The 22821-nt window shown below is 70.4% G+C and carries 19 protein-coding genes; 8 read left to right on the plus strand and 11 right to left on the minus strand.

All coding sequences use genetic code 11. From position 1 onward, the window contains the following. Positions 1–148: 148 nt before the first annotated feature. From ROJ8625_RS18770 to ROJ8625_RS18780, 3 genes are all read left to right on the plus strand, one after another. On the plus strand, positions 149–1390 hold the full coding sequence (locus tag ROJ8625_RS18770) for a Coenzyme F420 hydrogenase/dehydrogenase, beta subunit C-terminal domain (RefSeq protein WP_085793462.1): 1242 nt from the start codon (positions 149–151) through the stop codon (positions 1388–1390). A gap of 35 nt (positions 1391–1425) precedes the next feature. Next, positions 1426–2841, plus strand: a complete 1416-nt coding sequence (gene murD, locus ROJ8625_RS18775) for a UDP-N-acetylmuramoyl-L-alanine--D-glutamate ligase (RefSeq protein ID WP_085793463.1) — start codon at positions 1426–1428, stop codon at positions 2839–2841. 67 nt (positions 2842–2908) lie between these two features. Next, on the plus strand, positions 2909–3346 hold the full coding sequence (locus ROJ8625_RS18780; protein ID WP_085793545.1) for a CBS domain-containing protein: 438 nt from the start codon (positions 2909–2911) through the stop codon (positions 3344–3346). Here ROJ8625_RS18780 and ROJ8625_RS18785 read toward each other — a convergent pair. Continuing rightward, on the minus strand, positions 3343–3924 hold the full coding sequence (locus ROJ8625_RS18785; protein WP_085793464.1) for a VOC family protein: 582 nt from the start codon (positions 3922–3924) through the stop codon (positions 3343–3345). The two genes, ROJ8625_RS18780 and ROJ8625_RS18785, sit on opposite strands and share 4 nt — an antisense overlap. A 209-nt stretch (positions 3925–4133) precedes the next feature. Between ROJ8625_RS18785 and ROJ8625_RS18790 the strand changes: the two genes are divergently transcribed. After that, the gene (locus tag ROJ8625_RS18790) at positions 4134–4883 is read left to right on the plus strand and encodes a vWA domain-containing protein (RefSeq protein WP_234984320.1); all 750 of its coding nucleotides are present in this window, start codon (positions 4134–4136) and stop codon (positions 4881–4883) included. 87 nt (positions 4884–4970) lie between these two features. Here ROJ8625_RS18790 and ROJ8625_RS18795 read toward each other — a convergent pair whose 3' ends face one another. From ROJ8625_RS18795 to ROJ8625_RS18830, 8 genes are all read right to left on the minus strand, one after another. Beyond that, positions 4971–6041: a BMP family ABC transporter substrate-binding protein gene (locus tag ROJ8625_RS18795; protein ID WP_085793465.1), complete on the minus strand. Its 1071-nt coding sequence runs from the start codon at positions 6039–6041 to the stop codon at positions 4971–4973. 137 nt (positions 6042–6178) lie between these two features. Continuing rightward, the gene (locus tag ROJ8625_RS18800) at positions 6179–7102 is read right to left on the minus strand and encodes an ABC transporter permease (protein WP_085793466.1); all 924 of its coding nucleotides are present in this window, start codon (positions 7100–7102) and stop codon (positions 6179–6181) included. After that, positions 7102–8187, minus strand: a complete 1086-nt coding sequence (locus ROJ8625_RS18805) for an ABC transporter permease (RefSeq protein WP_085793467.1) — start codon at positions 8185–8187, stop codon at positions 7102–7104. Before ROJ8625_RS18805 ends, ROJ8625_RS18800 begins: the two co-directional genes overlap by 1 nt. Before the next feature lie 87 nt (positions 8188–8274). Continuing rightward, on the minus strand, positions 8275–9798 hold the full coding sequence (locus ROJ8625_RS18810; RefSeq protein WP_085793468.1) for an ABC transporter ATP-binding protein: 1524 nt from the start codon (positions 9796–9798) through the stop codon (positions 8275–8277). Then, complete coding sequence (gene xdhC / locus ROJ8625_RS18815; protein WP_085793469.1) at positions 9765–10703, minus strand: xanthine dehydrogenase accessory protein XdhC; 939 nt, start codon at positions 10701–10703, stop codon at positions 9765–9767. The genes ROJ8625_RS18810 and xdhC overlap by 34 nt, the downstream gene beginning before the upstream one ends. Further along, positions 10693–13176 (minus strand): xanthine dehydrogenase molybdopterin binding subunit, encoded by a 2484-nt coding sequence (locus ROJ8625_RS18820; protein WP_085793470.1) that lies wholly within the window; start codon positions 13174–13176, stop codon positions 10693–10695. Before ROJ8625_RS18820 ends, xdhC begins: the two co-directional genes overlap by 11 nt. Further along, positions 13173–14552: a xanthine dehydrogenase small subunit gene (gene xdhA, locus ROJ8625_RS18825; protein WP_085793471.1), complete on the minus strand. Its 1380-nt coding sequence runs from the start codon at positions 14550–14552 to the stop codon at positions 13173–13175. The genes ROJ8625_RS18820 and xdhA overlap by 4 nt, the downstream gene beginning before the upstream one ends. Positions 14553–14748: 196 nt before the next feature. Beyond that, positions 14749–14931, minus strand: coding sequence for a hypothetical protein (locus ROJ8625_RS18830; protein WP_085793472.1), 183 nt, complete (start codon positions 14929–14931; stop codon positions 14749–14751). A gap of 116 nt (positions 14932–15047) precedes the next feature. Here ROJ8625_RS18830 and dnaE point away from each other — a divergent pair, with 116 nt between their 5' ends. Further along, positions 15048–18548: a DNA polymerase III subunit alpha gene (dnaE, locus tag ROJ8625_RS18835; RefSeq protein WP_085793473.1), complete on the plus strand. Its 3501-nt coding sequence runs from the start codon at positions 15048–15050 to the stop codon at positions 18546–18548. A 154-nt stretch (positions 18549–18702) separates the two neighbouring features. On the opposite strand, the gene ROJ8625_RS18840 is transcribed toward dnaE, so the two are convergent. After that, positions 18703–18906, minus strand: coding sequence for a SlyX family protein (locus tag ROJ8625_RS18840; protein ID WP_085793474.1), 204 nt, complete (start codon positions 18904–18906; stop codon positions 18703–18705). 124 nt (positions 18907–19030) lie between these two features. On the opposite strand from ROJ8625_RS18840, the gene hisS reads away from it, so the two are divergent. Genes hisS through hisG form a run of 3 tightly spaced genes read left to right on the plus strand, consistent with a single transcriptional unit; the run spans position 19031 to position 22295 of the window. Next, complete coding sequence (gene hisS, locus ROJ8625_RS18845) at positions 19031–20527, plus strand: histidine--tRNA ligase (protein WP_085793475.1); 1497 nt, start codon at positions 19031–19033, stop codon at positions 20525–20527. Continuing rightward, positions 20524–21606, plus strand: coding sequence for an ATP phosphoribosyltransferase regulatory subunit (locus tag ROJ8625_RS18850; protein WP_085793476.1), 1083 nt, complete (start codon positions 20524–20526; stop codon positions 21604–21606). The genes hisS and ROJ8625_RS18850 overlap by 4 nt, the downstream gene beginning before the upstream one ends. Then, on the plus strand, positions 21603–22295 hold the full coding sequence (gene hisG, locus ROJ8625_RS18855; protein WP_085793477.1) for an ATP phosphoribosyltransferase: 693 nt from the start codon (positions 21603–21605) through the stop codon (positions 22293–22295). Before ROJ8625_RS18850 ends, hisG begins: the two co-directional genes overlap by 4 nt. Before the next feature lie 11 nt (positions 22296–22306). Here the strand turns inward: hisG and ROJ8625_RS18860 are convergent, their stop codons facing one another. After that, the gene (locus tag ROJ8625_RS18860) at positions 22307–22801 is read right to left on the minus strand and encodes a prepilin peptidase (RefSeq protein ID WP_085793478.1); all 495 of its coding nucleotides are present in this window, start codon (positions 22799–22801) and stop codon (positions 22307–22309) included. Positions 22802–22821 lie beyond the last annotated feature (20 nt).

Raw genomic sequence — 22821 nt, forward strand, 5'->3', positions numbered from 1 at the left:
CTCCGAGCGCGAAGGTCGATGCGACGCTCCGCCTCCGGGGCGGCGCACGTGGCGCGGACGGACGCCTCCGGCGGGAGTATTTTCGCCAAGAAGAAGGGGATGACGGCGCCGCGACGCGTCGGCTAGGGTCGACGCTCGGGAGGGTCTCATGGACGGCACGCGGACGGGGATCGAGGCGCCACGCATCGGCGGCGCGGCACGGCCGGGATTGTGCACCGATTGCGGGGTCAGCCGCATCGGCGACGGTCGCGCCTGCGGGCGTGCCTGCCAGTTCATCCGCCCCGATTACCCGGGACTGGAGCGCGTGGCGCATGGCCGTGCGGGCGCGGCGGAGGGCGACGAGGGGTTCTTCGGCGTCACCCGCGCGATGTGGCGCGCGCGGCTCGACCCGCCGGCGCCGGGGGCGCAGTGGACCGGACTGACCACCGCTCTGGCGGCGACGCTGCTGGCCGAGGGGGCGGTCGACGCCGTTCTGGCGACGGCGCCGCACCCCGAGGACCGGTGGGCACCGATGCCGGTGATCGTGACCGATCCTGGCGAGACGGCGCGCTGCCGCGGCATGCGCATGGGCTACGGCCCGTTGCTGGCTCTGCTGGAACCGGCGCGGGCGGCGGGCCACCGGCGGATCGCGGTGATCGGCATCCCCTGCCAGGTCTACGCGCTGCGGGCGCTCGAGGCCGAGCTCGGCTTCGACGAGATCACGGTGATCGGCACGCCGTGTTCGGACAACACCACGACCGAGAACTTTCATGCCTTCCTCGCGCGTCTCGATTCCCGGCCGGACACGATCTCGTATCTCGAGTTCCGTGCCGACTACCGGGTCGAGCTGCGCTTCGACGACGGGCGCGCCCCGCGAACGATTCCGTTCCTGAACCTGCCGCTGTCGGACCTGCCGGCGGATTTCTTTCCGATGACCTGCAAGACCTGCGTCGACTACACCAACCGGCTCGCCGACATCACCGTGGGCTACATGGGCGGCGACGGCGACCAGTGGGTGATCGTGCGCAATGCGCGCGGGCAGGCGGCGCTCGACCGGCTGGGCGGGCGCGTGACGACGCGGCCGCTGACCGACAGGGGAACGCGGGAGAGCGCGGTGCGCGGCTTTCTCGTCAATGTCGAGCGGGCGGCCGGCGGCCTGCCGGTGCGGCGGATGCCGCGCTGGCTTCGGCCGATCGTCGCGTTCCTCCAGCCGCGGACCGGACCGCGGGGCCTCGAGTTCGCGCGGGCGCGGGTCGAAATGAAGGCGATCGAGACCGTGCTGCACCTGCGGCGGGCCCATCCCGCGCGGGTCAAGCTGATGGTGCCGGAGCATGTCTGGCGGCTCGCCGCGCGCTACGGCCTGACGCGCCGGCCCGACGAACGCGGCCGCTTTTCCCCGCCCGAGGAGTGAGATAGCTCTCGACCGAACGAGTGGCGGAGGCGCGGATGATCGCGGTCGGCGGATACGAGGGCGAGGGTGTCGCCATTCTGGGGCTCGGGCGATCGGGCCTGTCGGCGGCGCGGGCGCTGCGGGCGGGCGGGGCCCGGCCCGTCCTGTGGGACGACAACCCCGATGCGCGGGCACGCGCGGCCGAGGAGGGGTTCGAGCTGCGCGAGTTCACCCGCGCGGGCGGGTTCGAGGGGATCGCCACCCTGGTGGTATCGCCGGGGATTCCGCATCTCTATCCGGCGCCGAACGAGGCGATCGCCGCCGCATGGGCCGCCGGTGTGCCCGTCGACAACGATATCGGCCTGTTCTTCCGGGCGCTCGGACAGGGGGCGTGGGACGCGCTCGACACGCCGCCCAAGGTGATCGCCGTCACCGGGTCGAACGGCAAGTCGACGACCTCGGCGCTGATCCATCACGTGCTGGGAGCGGCGGGGCGCGCGTCGCAGCTGGCGGGCAATATCGGGCGCGGCGTGCTCGATATCGAGCCGCCGGGCGAGGCGGGGGTGATCGTGCTGGAGCTGTCGTCCTACCAGACGGAGCTGGCGCGCGCGTTGACCCCCGACATCGCGGTCTTCACCAACCTCACGCCCGACCACCTCGACCGGCATGGCGGGCTCGGCGGGTACTTCGCGGCCAAGCGACGGCTCTTTGCAGAGGGCGGGCCCGACCGGGCGGTGATCGGCGTGGACGAGACCGAGGGCCGGTTCCTTGCCAACCAGCTGTCCACCGCGCCGGCCGACGATCGGGTGATCCGAGTGTCGGTCGCGGCAAAGCCGGCCGGGCCGGGCTGGCAGGTCGCCGCGCGCAAGGGCTTCCTGACCGAATGGCGCAAGGGGCGGCAGGTCGCGTCGATCGACCTGCGGGAGGTGCGCGGCCTGCCCGGAGCGCACAACCACCAGAACGCCTGCGCGGCCTATGCCGCGGTCCGGGCGCTGGGGCTCGGACCGCGCCAGATCGAGGCGGGTTTCCACAGCTTCGAGGGCCTGCCCCATCGCAGCCAGATCGTCGCCGAGGCCGGCGGCGTCACCTTCGTCAACGACAGCAAGGCCACGAACGTGGACAGCGCGCTGAAGGCGCTTCTGGCCTTCGACCGCGTGCGCTGGATCTGCGGCGGGCTGATGAAGGAGGGCGGGCTCGACGCGCTGGGTCCGGGGTTCGCGCACGTGGAGAAGGCCTATGTCATCGGCCGCGAAGCGGCGGGGTTCGCGCTCGGGCTGAGCGGGGTCGAGGCGGAGATCTGCACCGACATGGCGACCGCGGTGGCGCGTGCGGCGGCCGAGGCGCAGCCGGGCGAGACCGTGCTGCTGGCGCCGGCGGCGGCGAGCTTTGACCAGTACGACAACTTCGAGAAGCGGGGGGACGACTTCGCCGCGCAGGTGACGGCGGCGCTCGGCGCGGGATCGGGGCGCTAGCTGGCGGGATCGGACTGCGCTAATATGACGGAATTGTAACAGCGCATATCATCCGATGGAGTCCGACATGATCATCAATTCCATCCAGCAGCTTCTCAGGGGGCGCAGCCTCGTGCGCGTGGCGCCCGACGACACGGTCCGCGCCGCCTGCGCGGTGTTCGAACGCGAGGATGTCGGCGCCGCCGCGGTCATGGACGGTCACCGGCTCGTCGGCATCCTGTCCGAGCGCGACGTGATCCGCCGCTGCATCTGCGCCGGCCGTCCGACGGCCGAGACGCGCGTGTCGGAGGTGATGACCGCCGATCCGGTGACCATACCGCTTCAGGCCAGCCTCGCCACGGCGCAGACGGCGATGATCGAGGGGCATTTCCGCCACCTGCCGGTGGTCACGTCGGACGGCGAGGTCGTCGGAATGCTGTCGTTCCGCGACATCCCGACCGAATACCGCCTGATGGTCGAGCGCTACCGCGACTACCGCGGCGCGCCCGACGCCGCCCCGGCCTAGTAGGGGTTCTTCGGTCCGCGATCGTCCGACAGGGTCATCTGCCGGCGCTCGACGAGGCGTTCGATCGCGTCGGCGAGATGCACCTCGGCGATGTGGTGATCGCCTCGCGCCACGCGGGTGCGATGCGCCTCGATCATCACGTCGGCATGGGAGCATCCGAGCGGCGGTTCGAACTTGTAGGTCGCCAGCTCGATCAGCAGCCCGAGCGGGTCCTTGAAGTAGATCGAATCCATGAAGCCCCGGTCCTTCGGGCCGGAATGCGTGATGCCGCGGGCGTTCAGCCGGTCCTCGACCTGCATCCAGGTCGCGCGGCTGACGTTGAAGGCGATATGATGCACGCAGCCGGGATCGGTCGGCGTCCGGTCATGGACCGCCTTGCGATTCTCGTTCGTGAAGATGGTGATGAGCCGGCCGTCGCCGGGGTCGAAGTAGAGGTGGCCCTCGTCCGGGTTGTCGAGATTGGGCTGGTCGAAGATGAACGGCATCCCGAGCACACCCTCCCAGAAGTCGATCGAGGTCTGCCGGTCGGCGCCGGTCAGCGTGATATGGTGCACGCCCTGGGCCTGGAGTTTCTGCATCTGGGATCCTCCCCTTGGTGTTGCCGTCGTCTGCGAGGATAGGCGCGCGGCGGGCGAGGGCCAGTGCGGGCGGTCGAAGACCGGGGCGCGTCGCGTCGCCTGACGCGCGGGCAGTTCGGCCGCGGCGGACGGCGCGCCACCGCCGATCGCGTCAAGAATCGCGCATCCCGGGCGGGCGGCTGCTAGCATCCCGACCGGGAGGTCCGCAGATGGGACGTTTTCCTTCGAGAGCCGCGCTCGCGGTCGCGACGCTGTTCGGTGTCGCGGTGCCATCCGGCGCATCGGAGCTCTGTACCGACGACGCGATGATCGTGTTCGACGGGTCGGGCTCGATGGCGGAGATGGGTTTCAACCTTCTGGGCGAGCCGCGCATCTTCGACGCGCGCCGCGCCGTGCGGGAGGCGGTGCCCGGCATCGCGCGAACACGGCGGCTGGGCCTTATCGTCTATGGGCCGGGGCAGGGCGACGTCTGCGGCAACGTGGCGCTGCGGTTCCGCCCGCGCTGGGATGCCGCCGGGGCGATCGTCGCGGCTGTCGACGCGCTGCGCCCGGCCGGGGCGACACCGCTGACCGCCGCCGTGCGTGAGGCCGCCGAAGTGCTCGATTTCCGGCGCGCGCCCGGCGCGATCGTCCTGGTGACCGACGGGGTGGAGACCTGCGGCGGCGCGCCCTGCGCGCTCGCCGACATGCTTGTGCGAGAGGCGGCGGACCTCACCGTGCACGTGATCGGCTTCAAGGTCAGAAGCGACCACTTCGACTGGGCGCCGACCGAAGGCGTCGCGCCGACGGTGGCGGCGGCCCGCTGTCTCGCGGATCGGACCGGAGGGCGCTACGAAACCGCCGAAACCGCCGGCGACCTGGTCGCGGCCTTGCGCACGACACTCGGCTGCAATCTGTTCGGCGCGGTGAGCGATCGCGCGTATCGCGCCGTCCGCGTGCGACCGTGGCCGGCGCGCTGACCGGGCGCGCTGACCGGGCGTCCGGAGCCGAATGGGCTCCCGGCGCGCGACCGGGAGCCCTCGACGTGACAGGTGCCGCGCAGCGGCTCAGTTCGGGATCTCTCCGCTCAGGCCTTCGACGTAGAAGTCCATGCCGAGCAGGGTGCCGTCGTCCGCGGTCTCGCCTTCGGCGAGCCACTCCGACCCGTCCTGGCGATTGATCGGCCCGGTGAACGGGTGATACTCGCCCGCGGCAATCGCGTCCTTCATCTCGAGCGCCTGCTCGCGAACGTCCTCCGGCACGGCATCGGTGATCTCGCCGATCTCGACCATGCCCTGGTCGATCCCGTACCAGACGTCCTGGCTTTCCCAGGTGCCGTCGATCACCGCCTGCACGCGGTCGATGTAGTAGGGCGCCCAGTTGTCGATGATCGACGACACGCGGGGCTCGGGCGCGTATTCGGCCATGTCGGAGGCCTGGCCGAAGGTGATCACGTCGCCGGCTTCCTGCGCGGCGGCCTGCGGCGCGGTGGAGTCGGTGTGCTGAAGGATGACGTCCGCGCCGTTCTCGATCAGCGCGCGGGCGGCATCGGCCTCCTTGGCGGGATCGAACCACGTGTAGGCCCAGACGATCGAGAACTCGACATCCGGGTTGACCTTCTTGGCGTGGATGTACGCCGAGTTGATGCCGCGGATCACCTCGGGGATGGGGAAGGATGCGATGTAGCCGATGCGGTTCGACTCGGTCATCGCACCGGCGATGTGGCCCTGGATCGCGCGGCCCTCGTAGAAGCGCGCGGAATAGGTCGACACGTTCTCGGCACGCTTGTAGCCGGTGGCGTGTTCGAAGACGACATCGGGGAAGTTCGCGGCCACCTCGATGGTCGGATCCATGTATCCGAACGAGGTGGTAAAGATGATGTCGGCGCCCGACAGGGCCATCTGCGTGATCGCGCGCACCGCGTCGGCGCCCTCAGGCACGCTTTCCTGGTACACGGTCTCGACCTGGTCGCCGAAATGTTCCTCGACGGCGAGCCGGCCCTCGTTGTGCTCGTAGGTCCAGCCGCCGTCGCCGATCGGGCCGACATAGATGAAGCCGACCTTGACGGGATCGTCCTGGGCGAAGGCGGGTGCCGCGGCGAGGATCGCCGCGCTGGCAAGAAGGGTTCTTCGGTTCATTCTGTCTACTCCCCTGTCGGTTCCGGATTTGTAATCGATCTTCGACCGGTCGCGCCGGTCAATGCAAGGCTGCCGCGGCTGCCGGTGTCCTGCCCGGGCCGGTCGTGGCGGTTCCGCGGGCAGTCGGGCGCGCGGTACTACTGGCTGGCATGGAACGGGCGTCCCAGCGAGCCCGGCGCGGCATGCGCCCCGCGGGCCGAGATGATGACGAGCACGAGGATCGTCACGAGGTACGGCGACGCCGACAGCAGCGCGACCGGCACGTCGGCCCCGGCCGCCTGCAGGTTCAGCTGCAGCACGGTGACGCCGCCGAAGAGATAGGCGCCGACCAGCACCCGCCACGGCCGCCACGAGGCGAAGACCACGATCGCCAACGCGATCCAGCCGGCGCCCGCGGTCATGCCCTCGGTCCATTGCGGCACGCGCACGAGGCTGAGATACGCTCCGCCGAGCCCGGCGCAGGCCCCGCCGAAAAAGATCGCCATCAGCCGCACCCGCACCACGTGGTAGCCGAGCGCGTGGGCGGCATCGTGGTTCTCGCCGGCCGCGCGCAGGATCAGCCCGGCGCGGGTGAACTTCAGGAACATCCAGACGAGCGCAACGATGCCGAGCGCGAGATAGACCATGATGTCGTGCGAAAAGAGCATCCGCCCGACGACCGGAAGATCCGACAGCGGGCCGAGATCGAGCTTGGGCAGCGTCGGGGATTTCATGCCCTCGTAGGGCTTGCCGATCAGCGACGACAGGCCCAGCCCGACGAGCGTCAGCCCGAGGCCCGTCGCGACCTGGTTCGACAGGAAGATCTGCGTCAGCACGCCGAATGTCAGGGACAGCACCGCCGACGCGAGCGCGGCGGCCGCGAATCCTGACGCCGGATCGCCGGTGTTTACCGCGACGGCAAAGCCGACGACGGCGCCGGTGATCATCATGCCCTCGACCCCGAGGTTGAGGACGCCCGAGCGCTCGACCACCGTCTCTCCGATGGCGGCGAGCAGGATCGGGGTCGCCGACACCATGACCGAGGCCACGAGCAGCACCGGATTGATCGAACCGAAATCCATCACGCGACCTCGCGCCGGCCGAGCCGCAGCCGGTAGTTGGTAAAGACGTCGACCCCGAGCAGGAAGAACAGCAGCATCCCCTGGAACAGTTGGATCGAGGCGCCGGGCACGCCGAGCATGAGCTGCGCCAGTTCGCCGCCGATATAGGTCAGCGCCATCAGCAACCCGGCCAGCAGGATGCCGACCGGGTGGAGCCGGCCGAGGAAGGCCACGATGATCGCCGTGAAGCCGTAGCCCGAGTTGAAGTCGATCGAGATCTGCCCTGCGGGCCCCGCAACTTCGAACAGGCCGGCAAGGCCTGCGAGCGCGCCGGCGGTGCCGAGACAGAAGATGATGATGCGGGCCGGCCGGACGCCGGCGAAGCGCGCCGCCCGCGGCGCGTCGCCCGACAGGCGGATGTTGAAGCCGAGGACATGCCGCGACATCAGCACGTAGGCGAGGATCACCGACACGAACGCGGCGACGACGCCCCAGTGCATGCCCGTGTTCGCCAAGAGCTCGCGGTTGGCCGCGGCATCCCACTGGGCGAGGTTGCGCGAGCCGGGGAAGCCCATGCCTTCGGGGTTGCGCAAGAGACCGGACGATACCGACGCAAGGATGGACTCGGCCACGTAGACCAGCATGAGCGACACGAGGATCTCGTTGGTGCCGAAGCGCGTCTTGAAGAGCGCCGGGATCATCGCCCAGGCCCAGCCGCCGAGCGCGCCGGCCAGTGCCATCAGCGGAAAGATCAGCAGCGACTCCGACGGGTAGAAGGCGAGGCCCGCACCGGCGCCACAGATCGCCCCCATGATGTACTGGCCTTCGGCGCCGATGTTCCAGATCCCCGCGCGAAACCCGAGCGACAGCCCGATCGCGATCAGGATCAGCGGCCCGGCCTTCACCAGGAGCTGCGGCCGCGAATAGCTCGCGAACTGCGGGTTGAAGAGCGGATCCCAGAAGATCGTGCGGATCGCCTCCACCGGATCGACCCCGAGCGCCGCGAACATCGCGCCACCGACGAGCATCGTCAGCACCACGGCGAGGAGCGGCGCAGCCACCAGCCAGCCCCGGGAGGGCTGCGGCCGTTTCTCGAGCGCGATCATCGCGCCCGGCTCCGGATCGGCTCTTGGCGCCCCGGGGCACGGCGGGCTGGGCCGAGCCGCGTCTCCGCCGCGACCGGTAGGGCGGCGTCAGGCCTCCGCATGGGCCACCTCCATGTCGTGCGCGCCGCCCATCATCAGACCGATCCGCTCGAGCGTGAGTTCGGCCACCGGCCGCGCGGGCGACAGCCGCCCCTCGTTCAGCGCGGCGAAGCGGTCGGAGATCTGCATCAACTCGTCGAGATCCTGGCTGATGACGAGGATCGCCGTGCCCTTCGCCGCGAGGTCCAGAAGCGCCTGCCGGATCGCGGCGGCGGCGGCGGCGTCGACGCCCCATGTCGGCTGATTGACCACGAGCACCTCGGGGCGCTGCAGGATTTCGCGCCCGATCACGTATTTCTGCAGGTTGCCGCCGGACAGCGCGCGGGCTGCCGTGTCGGTCCCGGGCGTACGCACGTCGAAGCGATCGACGATCCGGCGGGCGAACCGCTCGGCCGCGTCCCAGTCGATGAAACCGCCCCGCACCAGACGTTCGCGCCGCGCGGCGGTCAGGACCGCGTTCTCGGTCAGGCTCATCTCGGGGGCCGCGGCGTGGCCGAGTCGTTCTTCGGGGCCCGACAGAAGGCCGGAATCGCGCCGGGCCATCGGACCGAGGCGGCTGATGTCGCGCCCGGACAGCCATATCGTGCCGCGCGGCGCGGGGCGCTCGCCGGACAGCGCGGCCAAAAGCTCGTCCTGCCCATTGCCGGCGACGCCCCCGATGCCGAGCACCTCACCCTTGCGCAGGTCGAAGCCGACCTCGCGCAGCGGCGTGCCGAAGGCGCCCGGGGCCGGCAGGCTCAGCCCGGCGACCTCGAGCGCGATCTCGCCCGGCGCCGCGCCGCGCGGCTCGGGCGTGGCGAAGCTCGCGCCGACCATCATCTCGGCCAACTCGCGCGAGGACCGTTCGGCCGGCGTGCAAGTCGCCACGCGCCGGCCCAGTCGCAGGATCGTCGCGGTGTCGCAAAGCGCGCGGATCTCGTCGAGCTTGTGCGAGATGTAGAGGATCGATCGCCCTTCCTCGCGGAGCTGGCGCAGGGTCGCGAACAGGATTTCGACCTCCTGCGGCGTCAGCACGCTCGTGGGCTCGTCCATGATCAGAAGCCGCGGCTCCTGCAGAAGGCAGCGCACGATCTCGACTCGCTGGCGTTCGCCGGCGGACAGCGTGCCGACGGTGCGGTAGGGATCGAGCGGCAGGCCGTATTCTTCGGACACGTCGCGGATGCGGCGGGCGAGGTCGCGGGTCCGGGGCGGCGTTTCCATCCCGAGCGCGACGTTCTCGGCCACTGACAATGCGTTGAAGAGCGAGAAATGCTGGAACACCATCGCGACCCCGGCGCGGCGGGCGTCCGACGGTTCGGCGGGGGCGAAGCGGCGGCCGGCGAACTCCATCTCGCCCGCGTCCGGCGTGACCAGCCCGTAGATCGCCTTGACCAGCGTGGACTTGCCCGCGCCGTTCTCGCCCAGCAGCGCGTGGATTTCGCCCTCGGCCACGTCGAAGGACACGTCGTCGTTGGCGACGACGCCCGGATAGGCCTTTGTCAGGCCCCGAAGGCTGAGGAGGTGGTGACCCACGCTGCTGTATCCCTGTCGTTTTTCCTGTCGAGTAGATCGCGCGCGACGCCGAGCGCAATGGCCTGCGGATGCTTGCCGAGCGATTTTTGCCCAATCGGGCAGCAGATGCGCGATATTTTCGCGTCGGTGTGGCCGAGCGCTGCGAGGCGGCTGCGGAACCGGGCCCATTTGGTGTCCGACCCGATCAGCCCGGCATGACCGAAGCCATGGCGCAGCAAGGCGTGGCAGAGCGCCAGGTCAATTTCGTGGCTGTAGGTCAGGATGAGGTGCCACGCATCGCCCGGAGCGGTCGGCACGGCACGCGCGGGATCGGGGGCCGGCAGGCATCGCACGCCAGCGGGCGGCGCCTCGGGAAAGCGCTCGGGCGCGGTGTCGATCCAGGTGATCGCGATGTCCGGCAACGGCGCCATGACGTCGACGATCGCCCGGCCGACATGGCCCGCCCCCCAGATCCAGAGCGGTTGCGCCGGCGCCTCCACCGGTTCGACGAACCATGTGCCGACGAGCTGGGGCGCGGGCAGTGCGCCCTTGGCCCGGGCCGCGTCGAGCATCCGGCGCACCGCGAGGGGCGCCTCGCCACGGCCGCGCGCGACGACCGGACCGGCCAGGTCCGCGACGTCCGGGGCCTCGTAGATCTCGGTCAACAGCGTTACCGCGCCGCCGCAGCACTGCCCGAGGGCGGGGCCGAGCGGATAGCGCACGAGGCCGGGCCGGTCGAAGGCGTGGCGCGCAGCTTCCCATTCCAGTGTGCCGCCGCCGATCGTTCCGGACTGGCCGCCGTCCCAGACCAGCATGGACGCACCGACCTCGCGCGGCACCGATCCGGCGGCGTCGGCGATCACGACGCGCGCGACGCGGCCGTGGGCCGCCACCGCGGCGCGCATTGCGGCAAGGTCAAAGGCCATCGCGTGCCCGTCCCACCGCGTCGAGCACGCGCTCGGGCGTCGCCGGCGCGTCGAGCGCGGGGTAGCCCGGTCCGCAGGACGCGACCGCGTCCGACAGCGCGAGGAAGGTCGAGATGCCCAGCATCAGCGGCGGCTCGCCCACCGCCTTGGAGCGATAGATCGTGTCCTCGCGGTTCGCCCCGTCCCATAGCGCGACGTTGAAGACCGGCGGTCGATCGGAGGCGACCGGGATCTTGTAGGTCGATGGCGCGTGGGTGCGCAGCCGGCCGGCGTCGTCCCAGACCAGTTCTTCGGTCGTGAGCCAGCCGGCGCCCTGAATGAAGCCGCCCTCGACCTGGCCGATATCGATCGCCGGGTTCAGCGAGGCGCCGGCGTCGTGCAGGATATCTGTCCGAAGCATCCGGTGCTCGCCGGTCAGCGTGTCGATGACCACCTCCGTGCAGGCGGCGCCGTAGGCGAAGTAGAAGAACGGCCGGCCGACTCCGCGAATGCGATCCCATTCGAGCTTCGGCGTCCTGTAGTAGCCGGTGGCGGACAGCGAGACCCGGCCCTCGTAGCAGAGCTTGGCCGCCGCGGCGAAGCTCAGCGTCTCGGTCCCGACACGGACCCCGCCCTCGGCAAAGCGCACTTCGTCCGGCCGCGCCTGGTAGCGCTCGGCCAGATGTTCGGCCATCCGCGTGCGGATCGTGTCGCAGGCGGCGCGCACGGCCATGCCGTTCAGGTCCGATCCGGAGGAGGCGGCGGTGGCCGAGGTGTTGGGCACCTTGCCGGTGTCGGTCGCGGTGATCCGCACCGCGCCGACCTCGACCCCGAACCGTGATGCGGCGACCTGCGCCACTTTCTGGAACAGGCCCTGGCCCATCTCGGTGCCGCCGTGATTCATGGCGATGGAGCCGTCCTGGTAGACGTGGACCAGTGCGCCGGCCTGGTTGAGATGTGTGAGCGTGAACGAGATGCCGAACTTCACCGGCGTCAGCGCGAGCCCGCGTTTCAGGATCGGGTTGGCCTCGTTCCATGCCGCGACAGCCGCGCGCCGCCCGGCATAGTCGCAGTCTTGCGCCAGTCGGTCCGTCAGCGCGTTCAGGATCCCGTCCTCGACCGCCATGCCGTAGGGCGTCGTCTGCACGTCGCCCCGGGCCGCCGTGGCCGTTCCGCCATGTTCGGGCACCGCGCCCACGGCGCCGCGCGACGCGACGTCGAGCCCGGCATCATCGGGCAGACCCGCCGGCACGCGCGGGTGCGCCGCGGCGTCCTGTCTCGGCGTGTCCGAGTTGGACCCGCTGGTCGCTGGGGGGCCGGAGGCGCCGTCGGCCGATGGCCCCTCGTCGTCGGCATCCGCGTAGTAGTTGCGCCGGCGCAGCTCCAGAGGGTCGAGCCCGAGGATGTGCGCGGCGTGGTCCATCACCCGCTCGATCCCGACCATGCCCTGCGGACCGCCGAACCCGCGGAAGGCCGTCGCGCTCTGGGTGTTGGTGCGCAAACGGTGGCTTTCAATGCGCGCGGCAGGCAGGTGATAGGCGTTGTCGGCATGCAGCATCGCCCGGTCTGCGACCGGCAGCGACAGGTCCTGCGCCCAGCCGCAGCGCACGAGATGCAGGAACTCGACTCCCAGGATGCGGCCGTCGGCGTCGAAGCCCGCGCGATAGTCGATGACGAGATCGTGGCGCTTGCCGGTGATCGTCATGTCGTCGTCGCGATCGTAGCGCATCCGGCACGGCCGCCCGGTGATGCGCGCCGCCACCGCGCAGGCGACCGCCAGCGCGTTGCCCTGGCTTTCCTTGCCGCCGAAGCCGCCGCCCATGCGCCGGGTCTCGACGCGCACGCCATGCATCGGCAGGCCGAGCGAGTCGGCGACCTTGTGCTGGATCTCGGTCGGGTGCTGGGTCGAGGAATGGACGACCATGTCGCCGTCCTCCTGCGGAAACGCCAGCGCGGCCTGTCCCTCGAGGTAGAAATGCTCCTGTCCGCCGATACCGATCCGGCCCTCGACGACGTGCCGGGCGCCGTCGATCGCTTCGCCCGCATCGCCCTTGGCCCAGATCCGAGGCCCGTCCTCGAATCGAGCATCGGCGTCGAGCGCGTCTTCGACGGTGAGGATCGCATCGCGCGCCTCGGTCGTGATGCGGCCCAGCCGGGCGGCGCGGCGCGCGGCGAGATGAGATGTCGCGACCACGAGGAAGACCGGCTGACCGAGGTAGTGGATCCGGCCGTCGGCCAACAGCGGTTCGTCGTGCGCCGAAGGCGAGACATCGTTTGTGAAGGGCAGGTCGCCGGCTTCGAGCACGGCCACCACGCCCGGCGCCGCGCGCACCTGCGCGAGGTCGAGCGCCGTAATGCGGCCGGCAGCCTCCGTCGACAGCCCGAAGGCGAGATGAAGACAGGTGGCCGGGGCCGGGATGTCGTCGACGTAGCGCGCGGCGCCGGTGACGTGCAGCCGTGCGGCGTCGTGGGGCAGGGGGCGGGTCACGCTCATGGCGTCACCTCGAGGACGTTCACCGCCGCGCCCAGATCCTCCAGCAGATAGCGCGAGAGCATGTTGCGCGCCGCGCTCAGCCGGTACCCGGCAGAGGCGCGCATGTCCGACATCGGGGTGAAGTCCCGCTCCCATGCGTCCCAGGCGGCGGCGACCGCGTCGTCCGACCAGCGTTGGCCGATCAGCGCGGCCTCGACCGCCCGGGCGCGCTTGGGCACGCCGGCCATGCCGCCGAAGGCGATGCGCGCCGCGCTCACGTGCCCGTCCTCGATCCGGATGTCGAAGGCGCCGCACACCGCGGAGATGTCCTGGTCAAAGCGTTTGGACAGCTTCCAGACCTTCAGCCGTGGCGCCGAAACGGGGAGTGTCACGGCCTCGACGATCTCGCCCGGGCGGCGGTCCTGCCGCCCGTACTCGAGGAAAAATTCCTCGATCGGCATTTCCCGGCGGCCATCGCGGTGCGCCAGATGTAGCGTGGCGCCCATCGCGATGAGCGGCGGCGGATTGTCCCCGATGGGCGAGCCGTTGGCGATGTTGCCGCCGATCGTGGCCGCCGCGCGCACCTGTCCGCCGCCGTAGCGGCGGATCATCTCGGCGTAGGCGGGATGGTGCGTCCGCATCAGATCGTGCACGCGATCCATCGTCACCCCGGCTCCGAGGCGGATCGTGTCTGCCCCGACCTCGATCTCCCGGAGCTCACGGCAGCGGCCGAGGAAGATCACGTCTCCGAGGTCGCGCAGGTCCTTCGTGACCCAGAGCCCCACATCGGTCGCGCCGGCGACGAGCGTTGCCTCCGGCCGGTCGGCGGCGAGTGACAGAAGCGCGTCGAGCGTTTCGGGCGCATGGGTCGTACCGGTGGAGGCGGACGGCGTTGCCGCGACGGGCGGGGGCGCGTCTCGCATCCAGCCCGGGACCGGCTGCGCCGCCGCGTCCTCGGCCGCGCGTATGATCGGCGCGTAGCCGGTGCAGCGGCACAGGTTGCCGGCCAGCACGTCGTCGTGGCCGGTGTCGCCGTTCAGGTGCGCCGCGGCCATCGTCACGACGAAGCCGGGCGTGCAGAAGCCGCACTGGCTGCCATGTCGGTCGATCATCGCCTGCTGCACCGGGTGCAGCGTGCCGTCGGGGCCGGACAGCCCCTCGACGGTGCGAACGGCCTTGCCGTGCAATTGCGGCAGGAACAGGATGCAGGCGTTGAGTGTGCGCGCGCCGTCGTCGTCGGTGATGATGACCGAACAGGCGCCGCAATCGCCTTCGTTGCAGCCCTCCTTCGTGCCGGTCAGCCCGCGCTCGAGCCGCAACCAGTCGAGCAGGGTCGTCGTTGGCGCGACGTCCCGCAGCTCGACCCTTTCTCCGTTCAGAAGAAAGTCGATATCCATGAAAGATGCCCGCCGCGTTACCGATTGCCCGTGCTGCGCGCCCTCGATGCGGCGTAGAAGGCGGCGGGCCGGTCAGGTTCGGACACCGAGGCTAGAAGCTGGCCCCATGTCGATGCAAGGAAAATGTCGCGACCGCGACGTCGCGGCGCGATCGCTGCCCATAGCGGGGGCGGATCGGGCCGCCCCGCCCCAACCCTCAGTTTCCGTCGGCAGCCTCGCCCTGGATCGCCTCGCCGGTGTTCTCCACCGCTTCGCCGACGCTGTCGGCGGCGTCGTCGATGGCCTGTTCGCCTTCCGGGCTGACCTGCAGAAAGCCGAAGTAAACCAGGATGATGATGATCGCCGCGACGGCGATCAGAAGTCCGATGAGTCTGCCCATGTCCGTGTTCCCCTCGCGGATCCCGTTGGATGCAGTTGCAACGCCGGGACGGGCTGCGGCGTTCCGGGATGCGGAGAGGACTTTCCGGCGCCGCGCACACCACATATCGTGGTCGCATGAGCAGTGACCCCCGATTCATCCATCTTCGCGTCCACACCGAGTACTCGCTTCTGGAGGGCGCCGTGCGGCTCAAGAAGCTGCCCGGGCTGTGCGAGGCGATGGGGATGCCCGCCGTCGCCGTGACGGACACCAACAACCTCTTTGCCGCGCTCGAATTCTCGGTCACGGCCGCGGGCGCCGGTGTGCAGCCGATCATCGGCTGCCAGGTGGACGTGCGCTACATCGACCCGCAGCCGGGTGAACGGCCCCGCGCGCCGGCGCCGGTGGTCCTGCTGGCGCAGTCCGAGCGCGGGTACGAGAACTTGATGAAGCTGAACTCGTGCCTCTACCTGCGGGGCGACGGGGAGCTCGCGCATGTGACGCTAGACGAGCTCGACCGCCACGCCGAGGACGTGATCTGCCTGTCGGGCGGACCCGACGGGCCGGCGGGCCTGCTGCTGCGGCAGGGCAGTCGCGGCGCGGCCGAGGCGCTGATGGTGCGGATGCACGCCGCCTTCGGTGACAGGCTCTATGTCGAACTGCAGCGCCATCCCGGCGAGGACGGGGCGCCCGAGGCGGAACGGCTGACCGAGCGCGGCTTCGTCGAGATGGCCTACGACATGGGCTTGCCGCTCGTCGCCACCAACGACGTCTACTTCCCGAAATCCGAGATGTACGAGGCGCACGACGCTCTGATCTGCATCGCCGACGGGGCCTACGTGGACCAGCAGGAGCCGCGCCGCCGCCTGACGCCGCAGCACTACTTCAAGTCGCCGCAGGAAATGGCGACGCTGTTCGCGGACCTGCCGGAAGCGGTCGAGAACACGGTGGAGATCGCCAAACGCTGCGCGGTCAAAGCCGAAAAGCGGCCGCCGATCCTGCCACGCTTCGCCGACGACGAGGTCGAGGAACTGCGCCGGCAGGCCAACGAGGGCCTGCAGAAGCGCCTTGCCGTGATCCCGCACGCGGTGCCGGTCGAGGACTACCAGGCGCGGCTCGACTTCGAACTGGGCATTATCGAGGGGATGGGCTTTCCAGGCTACTTCCTGATCGTGGCCGATTTCATCAAGTGGGCCAAGGAGCACGACATACCGGTCGGGCCGGGGCGGGGCTCGGGCGCGGGCAGCCTCGTGGCCTACGCGCTGACGATCACCGACCTCGACCCGCTGCGCTACTCTCTCCTGTTCGAGCGCTTCCTCAACCCGGAGCGGGTGTCGATGCCGGACTTCGACATCGACTTCTGCATGGACCGCAGGGAGGAGGTCATCCAGTACGTTCAGGAGAAGTACGGTCGCGACCGGGTGGCGCAGATCATCACCTTCGGCGCGCTCCTGTCCAAGGCTGCCGTCCGGGACGTGGGCCGCGTGCTGCAGATGCCCTACGGGCAGGTCGACCGGCTGTCGAAGATGATCCCGGTCGAGGGGGTGAAGCCCGTCTCGATCGAGCAGGCGCTGCGCGACGAGCCGCGCCTGAAGGAGGAAGCCCGCAACGAGGAGGTCGTCGACCGGCTGCTGACCTACGGCCAGCAGGTCGAGGGGCTCTTGCGCAACGCCTCAACCCACGCGGCGGGCGTGGTGATCGCGGACCGGCCGACCGACGAACTGGTGCCGCTCTACCAAGATCCGCGCTCGGACATGCCGGCGACCCAGTTCAACATGAAGTGGGTGGAGCAGGCGGGCCTCGTGAAGTTCGACTTTCTGGGCCTGAAGACGCTGACGGTGATCCAGAACGCGATCGACCTGATCCACCGCGCTGGCCGGCCGCTGCACGTCGCCGCCGACGGCGCGGAGATCTACACGCCCTTCGACGGCGCCGAGAACGATATCGGGCAGATTCCCCTCGATGACGAGAAGACCTACGCGCTCTATGCCAAGGCGCGCACCGTGGCGGTGTTCCAGGTTGAATCCTCGGGCATGATGGATGCGCTCAAGCGCATGAAACCCACCTGCATCGAGGACATCGTGGCACTCGTGGCGCTCTACCGTCCGGGTCCGATGGAGAACATCCCGGTCTATTGCGAGGTCAAGAACGGCCAGCGCGAACGGGCCGGCATCCACCCCTCGATCGATCACATCCTCGACGAGACGCAGGGCATCATCGTCTACCAGGAGCAGGTGATGCAGATCGCGCAGGAGATGGCCGGCTACTCGCTCGGGGGCGCCGACCTTCTTCGCCGTGCGATGGGCAAGAAGATCCAGGAGGCGATGGACGCCGAGCGGCCGAAATTCATCGGGGGGGCCAAGAAGAACGGCGTCGACGACGACAAGGCGCTGGAGGTCTGGCACCTTCTCGACAAGTTCGCCAACTACGGGTTCAACAAGTCGCACGCCGCCGCCTACGCGGTGGTCAGCTACCAGACCGCGTGGCTGAAGGCGAACCACCCGGTCGAGTTCATGGCCGGCGTGATGAACTGCGACATTCACCTTACCGACAAGCTCGCCGTCTATTTCGAGGAGGTGAAGAAGGGGCTCGCGCTGCCCTGGGTGGCGCCGTGCGTGAACCGCTCGCGCGAGAGCTTCGATGTCGAGGGGGGCGCGCTGGTCTACGCGCTCGGCGCACTCAAGAACGTGGGTCTCGACGCGATGCGCCTGGTGGTCGAAGGGCGCGGCGACAAGCCCTTCGCGACGATCTACGACTTCGCCCGCCGCGTCGACCTCAAGCGCGTGGGCAAGCGCCCGTTGGAGATGATGGCGCGGGCCGGCGCGTTCGACCAGCTCGACCGCAACCGCCGCCGCGTGTTCGAGAGCCTCGACGCGCTCGTCGCCTACTCGGCCGCGGTGCACGAGCAGAAGGCGTCGAACCAGGTGTCGCTCTTCGGCGAGGCCGGCGACGACCTGCCCGAGCCGCGGCTGCCTCCGGTCAACGACTGGCTGCCGGCGGAACGGCTGGCCGAGGAGTTCAAGGCGGTGGGCTTCTACCTGTCGGGGCACCCGCTCGACGATTACATGGGCGCGCTCCGGCGCAAGCAGGTGATGACGCTCGACGAGGTGACGAAGAAGGCCGAGGGCGGCGCGCTGGTGGCCAAGATGGCCGGCGTGGTCGCCGGGCGGCAGGAGCGCAAGTCCGCGCGCGGCAACCGCTTCGCCTTCTGCCAGCTGTCGGACCCGACCGGCGCCTACGAGGTCACGCTGTTCTCGGAGACACTGGAGAAGAGCCGCGCGCATCTCGAGACCGGGGCGAAGGTGGTGGTGACTGTCGAGGCGACGATGGAGAGCGATCAGTTGAAGCTGCTCGGGCGGTCCGTCGCACCGGCCGACGTGGCGGTGGCCGACGCGGGCGCCGCAGGGCTGCGGATCTTCGTCGAGGATCCGGGCGCCATTCCGCACATCGCCTCCGTGCTCGGCCGCGCGGCGGACCAGCTGCCGCGCGCCGGACGCGGGCCGGTGCGGCTCTGCCTGAACGACGCCGGCCTGCCCGGCGAGGTGGAGATCGACCTGCAGGAGGAATTCCCGGTCACGCCCGAGATCAAGGGCGCGGTCAAATCGCTCGGCGGCGTGCTGGCGGTCGAGGAGTTCTAAGCCGCGCCGGCGGTGCGCGCCTGTCGGCGCGCGCATGTCGCCCGGGGGCAGGGCCCCCGGACCCCCGCCCCGGGGCGCTGCCCCGGACCCCGGGGTTTACCGGCAAGATGAAGGGGGATCGGGCGCGCGCGGCGGCTGCGGCGCGCGGCCCCAGTCAGTAGTGGGGCGGGCGCTCGTCGCCGAAGACGTGGCCGCCGGTGCCCTCGGCCTCTCGCTCGGCCTCGCGGCGTGTCAGGCGCTCCACCCGTGCCGAGAGGCGGGCGATCTCGGCGTCCTGGCGCGCCACGATCGCGGAGAGATCGTCGACCTGGCGGGCGAGATCGGCGAGGTAGGATTCGAGGCGTTCGGCATCGGTCATGAACCGCGCTTAGCGGCCGCGCGCGATGCGCGCAACGGCGGCGCGCGCGGGCTCGGCCTCGCTTGCCCCTCGTGTCGCGAGCGGATAGAGCGGCGGCGCGACACGCGAGGAGCTTCTCACCGCCATGGCGAAGGTCAAGAAAGCGCCCCGGCCCAGGGCCGAACCCCCGAAGGGATTCCGCGACTATTTCGGCGCGGAGGTGACCGAGCGCGCAGAAATGCTGGGCCGGATCACCGAGGTCTATCGCCGCTACGGCTTCGAGGCGCTCGAGAGTTCCGCCGTGGAGACGGTGGAGGCGCTGGGCAAGTTCCTGCCCGATGTCGACCGCCCGAACGAGGGTGTCTTCGCGTGGCAGGAGGCCGACGAGGACGGCGCAGGCGACTGGCTGGCGTTGCGCTACGACCTGACGGCGCCGCTCGCGCGGGTCTACGCGCAGCACCGCAACGATCTGCCGACGCCTTATCGGCGTTTCGCCATGGGCCCCGTCTGGCGCAACGAGAAGCCCGGGCCGGGGCGGTTCCGGCAGTTCTACCAGTGCGACGCCGATACCGTGGGGGCGCCGTCGGTGGCCGCCGATGCGGAGATCTGCGCGATGCTCGCCGACGTGCTGGAGGACGTCGGCATTCGGCGCGGCGACTACCTGATCCGGGTGAACAACCGGAAGGTCCTGAACGGTGTTCTGGAGGCCATGGGTCTCGAGGACGACGCGCAGAAGGACGCGGTGCTGCGCACGATCGACAAGTTCGACAAGGTGGGAAAGGCCGGGGTACGCGAGCTCCTCGGTGCCGGGCGCAAGGACCAGTCCGGCGCGTTCATCGACGGTGTCGGGCTGATGCCGGAGCAGGCCGAGCCGGTGGTGGCCTTCCTGACGTCCAAGGGCACCGACAGCGCGGCGACGCTCGCGAACCTGCGCGCGGCCGTGGGCGCCTCGGACACGGGCGCGGCGGGCGTCGACGAACTGTCCGAGATCGCGGACCTGCTGGCGTCGCAGGGCTACGGGCCGGAGCGCATCGTCATCGACCCGTCGGTGGTGCGCGGGCTCGGCTACTATACCGGACCGGTCTTCGAGGCGGAGCTGACCTTCGAGATCACCGACGAGAAGGGGCGGCCGCGGCAGTTCGGCTCCGTCGCGGGCGGCGGGCGCTACGACGATCTCGTGAAGCGCTTCACCGGGCAGGCGGTGCCGGCGACCGGCGTGTCGATCGGGGTCGACCGGCTGCTCGCGGCGTTGCACGCGACGGGGCGCGTGGGCGGTCAGGCGGAGGGACCGGTCGTCGTCACGGTGATGGAGCGCGCGCGCATGGCCGAGTATCAGGCGATGGTGGCCGAGCTGCGGCGCGCCGGCATCCGGGCCGAGGTCTATCTCGGCAATCCCAAGAATTTCGGCAACCAGCTCAAGTACGCGGACCGGCGCGGCTCGCCCGCGGCGGTGATCGCGGGCTCGGAGGAGTTCGAGCGCGGCGTGGTGCAGATCAAGGACCTGATCCTGGGCGCCCGGATCGCCGAGAACGCGACGCTCGAGGAATGGAAGGAGCGGCCGAGCCAGGTCGAGGTGCCGCGGGCCGAGCTCGTGGCGCGGGTGCGCGAGATCGTCGCGTCGTCCGACCGGGAGGGGTCATGAGCCAGGCCGCCGCGCGGGCGCTGTCCGCCGTGCTGGTCGCGCGGTTCGAGGAGGCCGGCGCGGTGCCGGTCGACTGTGCCGTACTGCAATCGGCGGAAACGTTGCTCGATCTTTACGGCGAGGACATCCGGGCGCGCGCCTACGTCACGCAGGATCCGGCGCGCGGCGAGTTGATGCTGCGTCCGGACTTCACCGTGCCGGTGGTCGAGCGGCACACGCGCGAGGGCGCGGAGCCCGCGCGCTACTGCTACGCCGGCGAGGTGTTCCGGCGGCAGGAGGAGCATCCGGACCGGGCCTCGGAATACGTGCAGGCGGGCTACGAGGTCTTCGACGGATCGGAACCGGAGGCTGCCGATGCCGAGGTCTTCGCGCGGTTCGCGACGCTCCTTGCCGACTATCCCGTGCGGGCGGCGACCGGCGATATCGGCATCCTGACCGCCGCGGTCGGCGGATTGCGGATCTCGGAGCGGCGCCGGGCGGCGCTTCTGCGGCACATTTGGCGGCCGCGCCGGTTCCGCGCGCTGATCGACCGGTTCGCCGGGCGCGCGCCGGTGCCGCCGACGCGCGCGGCGCTCCTCGCGTCGACCGACCCGATGGCCGTGGCGGCACCCCTGATCGGGATGCGCGGCGAGGACGAGATCCGCGCGCGGATCGTCGCGCTGCACGAGGACGCGGCAGAGCCGCCGCTGTCGGCGGAGGAGGTCACGCATCTCGAGGCGCTCTTGAAGGTATCGGAGACCTGCCCGTTCGCGCTCGAGCGGCTGCGCGACCTCGCCATCGATCTGCCGGCGCTCGGGCCGGCGGTGGAGCGCTTCGCCCGCCGTTGCGAAGCGCTGGCGGCGCGCGGCGTGGATGTCGAGGCGCTGGACTTCGAGACGAGCTATGGGCGCACCTCGATGGAATACTACGACGGTTTCGTCTTCGGCTTCGCGGCGCCGGGCCGGCCGGACCTTCCACCGGTGGCAACGGGCGGCCGGTACGACGCGCTGACCGCGCGACTCGGCGGCGGGGCCAGCATCCCGGCGGTCGGCGGAGTGATCCGGCCGGACCTTCTCATCGCGCTCGGAGACGCGGCATGAGCATCAAGCTGGGCGTGCCGTCGAAGGGGCGGCTGATGGAGAAAACCTTCGACTGGTTCGCGGCCCGCGGCGTGCGGTTGTCGCGCACCGGGTCGGAGCGCGAATATGCCGGCGCGGTCGACGGCGTCGAGGGCGTGTCGCTGGTTCTGCTGTCGGCGTCGGAGATCCCGCGCGAACTGGCGCGCGGGCGGATCCACCTTGGCGTCACCGGCAGCGATCTCGTGCGCGAGACGCTGGTGCAATGGGACCAGACGGTCGAGGAACTGGCCGAGCTCGGCTTCGGGCATGCCGACCTCGTGGTGGCGGTCCCGCAGGCCTGGGTCGATGTCGATACGCTCGACGATCTGGATGCGGTCGCGGCGGCCTTCCGGGCGCGCCACGGCCAGCGCTTGCGGATCGCGACCAAGTATCACCGGCTGGTGCGCGACTACCTGCGTCGGGGCGGGGTGGCGGATTACCGGCTAGTGGACAGCCAGGGTGCGACCGAGGGGACCATCGCCAACCTCACCGCGGAGGCCATCGCCGACATCACCTCGACCGGAGAGACGTTGCGCGCCAACCACCTGAAGGTTTTGGACGAGGAGCCGGTGCTGCGCAGCCAGGCGACATTGTTCCGCGCGCGCGGCGCGGGACGAAGCGACGCGGAACGCGACGCACTGCAGCGGCTGGTGGAGATGCTCGATCTCTGAGCGCGCGCCGCTCAGCGCCCGTAGGCCACGCCAAGCGCGAGGTAGAGCGCGAGTGTGCCGCCGAGCGCGAGGCCCATCGGAAACCGTGATCCGCTCGTCCAGCTGACCCATTCGGGGGCGAGCCGGCTGAGACCGGCAAGGCGCGCCCCGCGATGCGCGGCAAAGGCCGCAAGCAGCGTCGCGGCGAACAGCACCACAAGGAACCGCAGGTCGCCAAGGTGCACGAACGGGGCGGCCGCGGCCATGAATTTCGCGTCGCCGGCGCCCATGGCGCCGCCCGCGTTCAGCGCGATCCCGGCGAGCAGGACGACGGCGAGGTGGCTCCAGCGCCACGCCCAAGTCTCGAGCGGGAGCGCGACCAGGCCGACAACGGCGAAGACCCCGACGAGCACCAGGACGGTGCGATTGGTGATCTTCATCCATTTCATGTCGGTGTAGCAGACCCACAGGCAGATGGGCGCGACGAAGGGCAGGAACCAGAGCGCGGCGGCGGCCGAGATGTCCATGCGTGCGTGTCTCCGCGAGC

It is taken from the genome of Roseivivax jejudonensis (assembly GCF_900172265.1).
Taxonomy (GTDB): Bacteria; Pseudomonadota; Alphaproteobacteria; order Rhodobacterales; family Rhodobacteraceae; genus Roseivivax; species Roseivivax jejudonensis.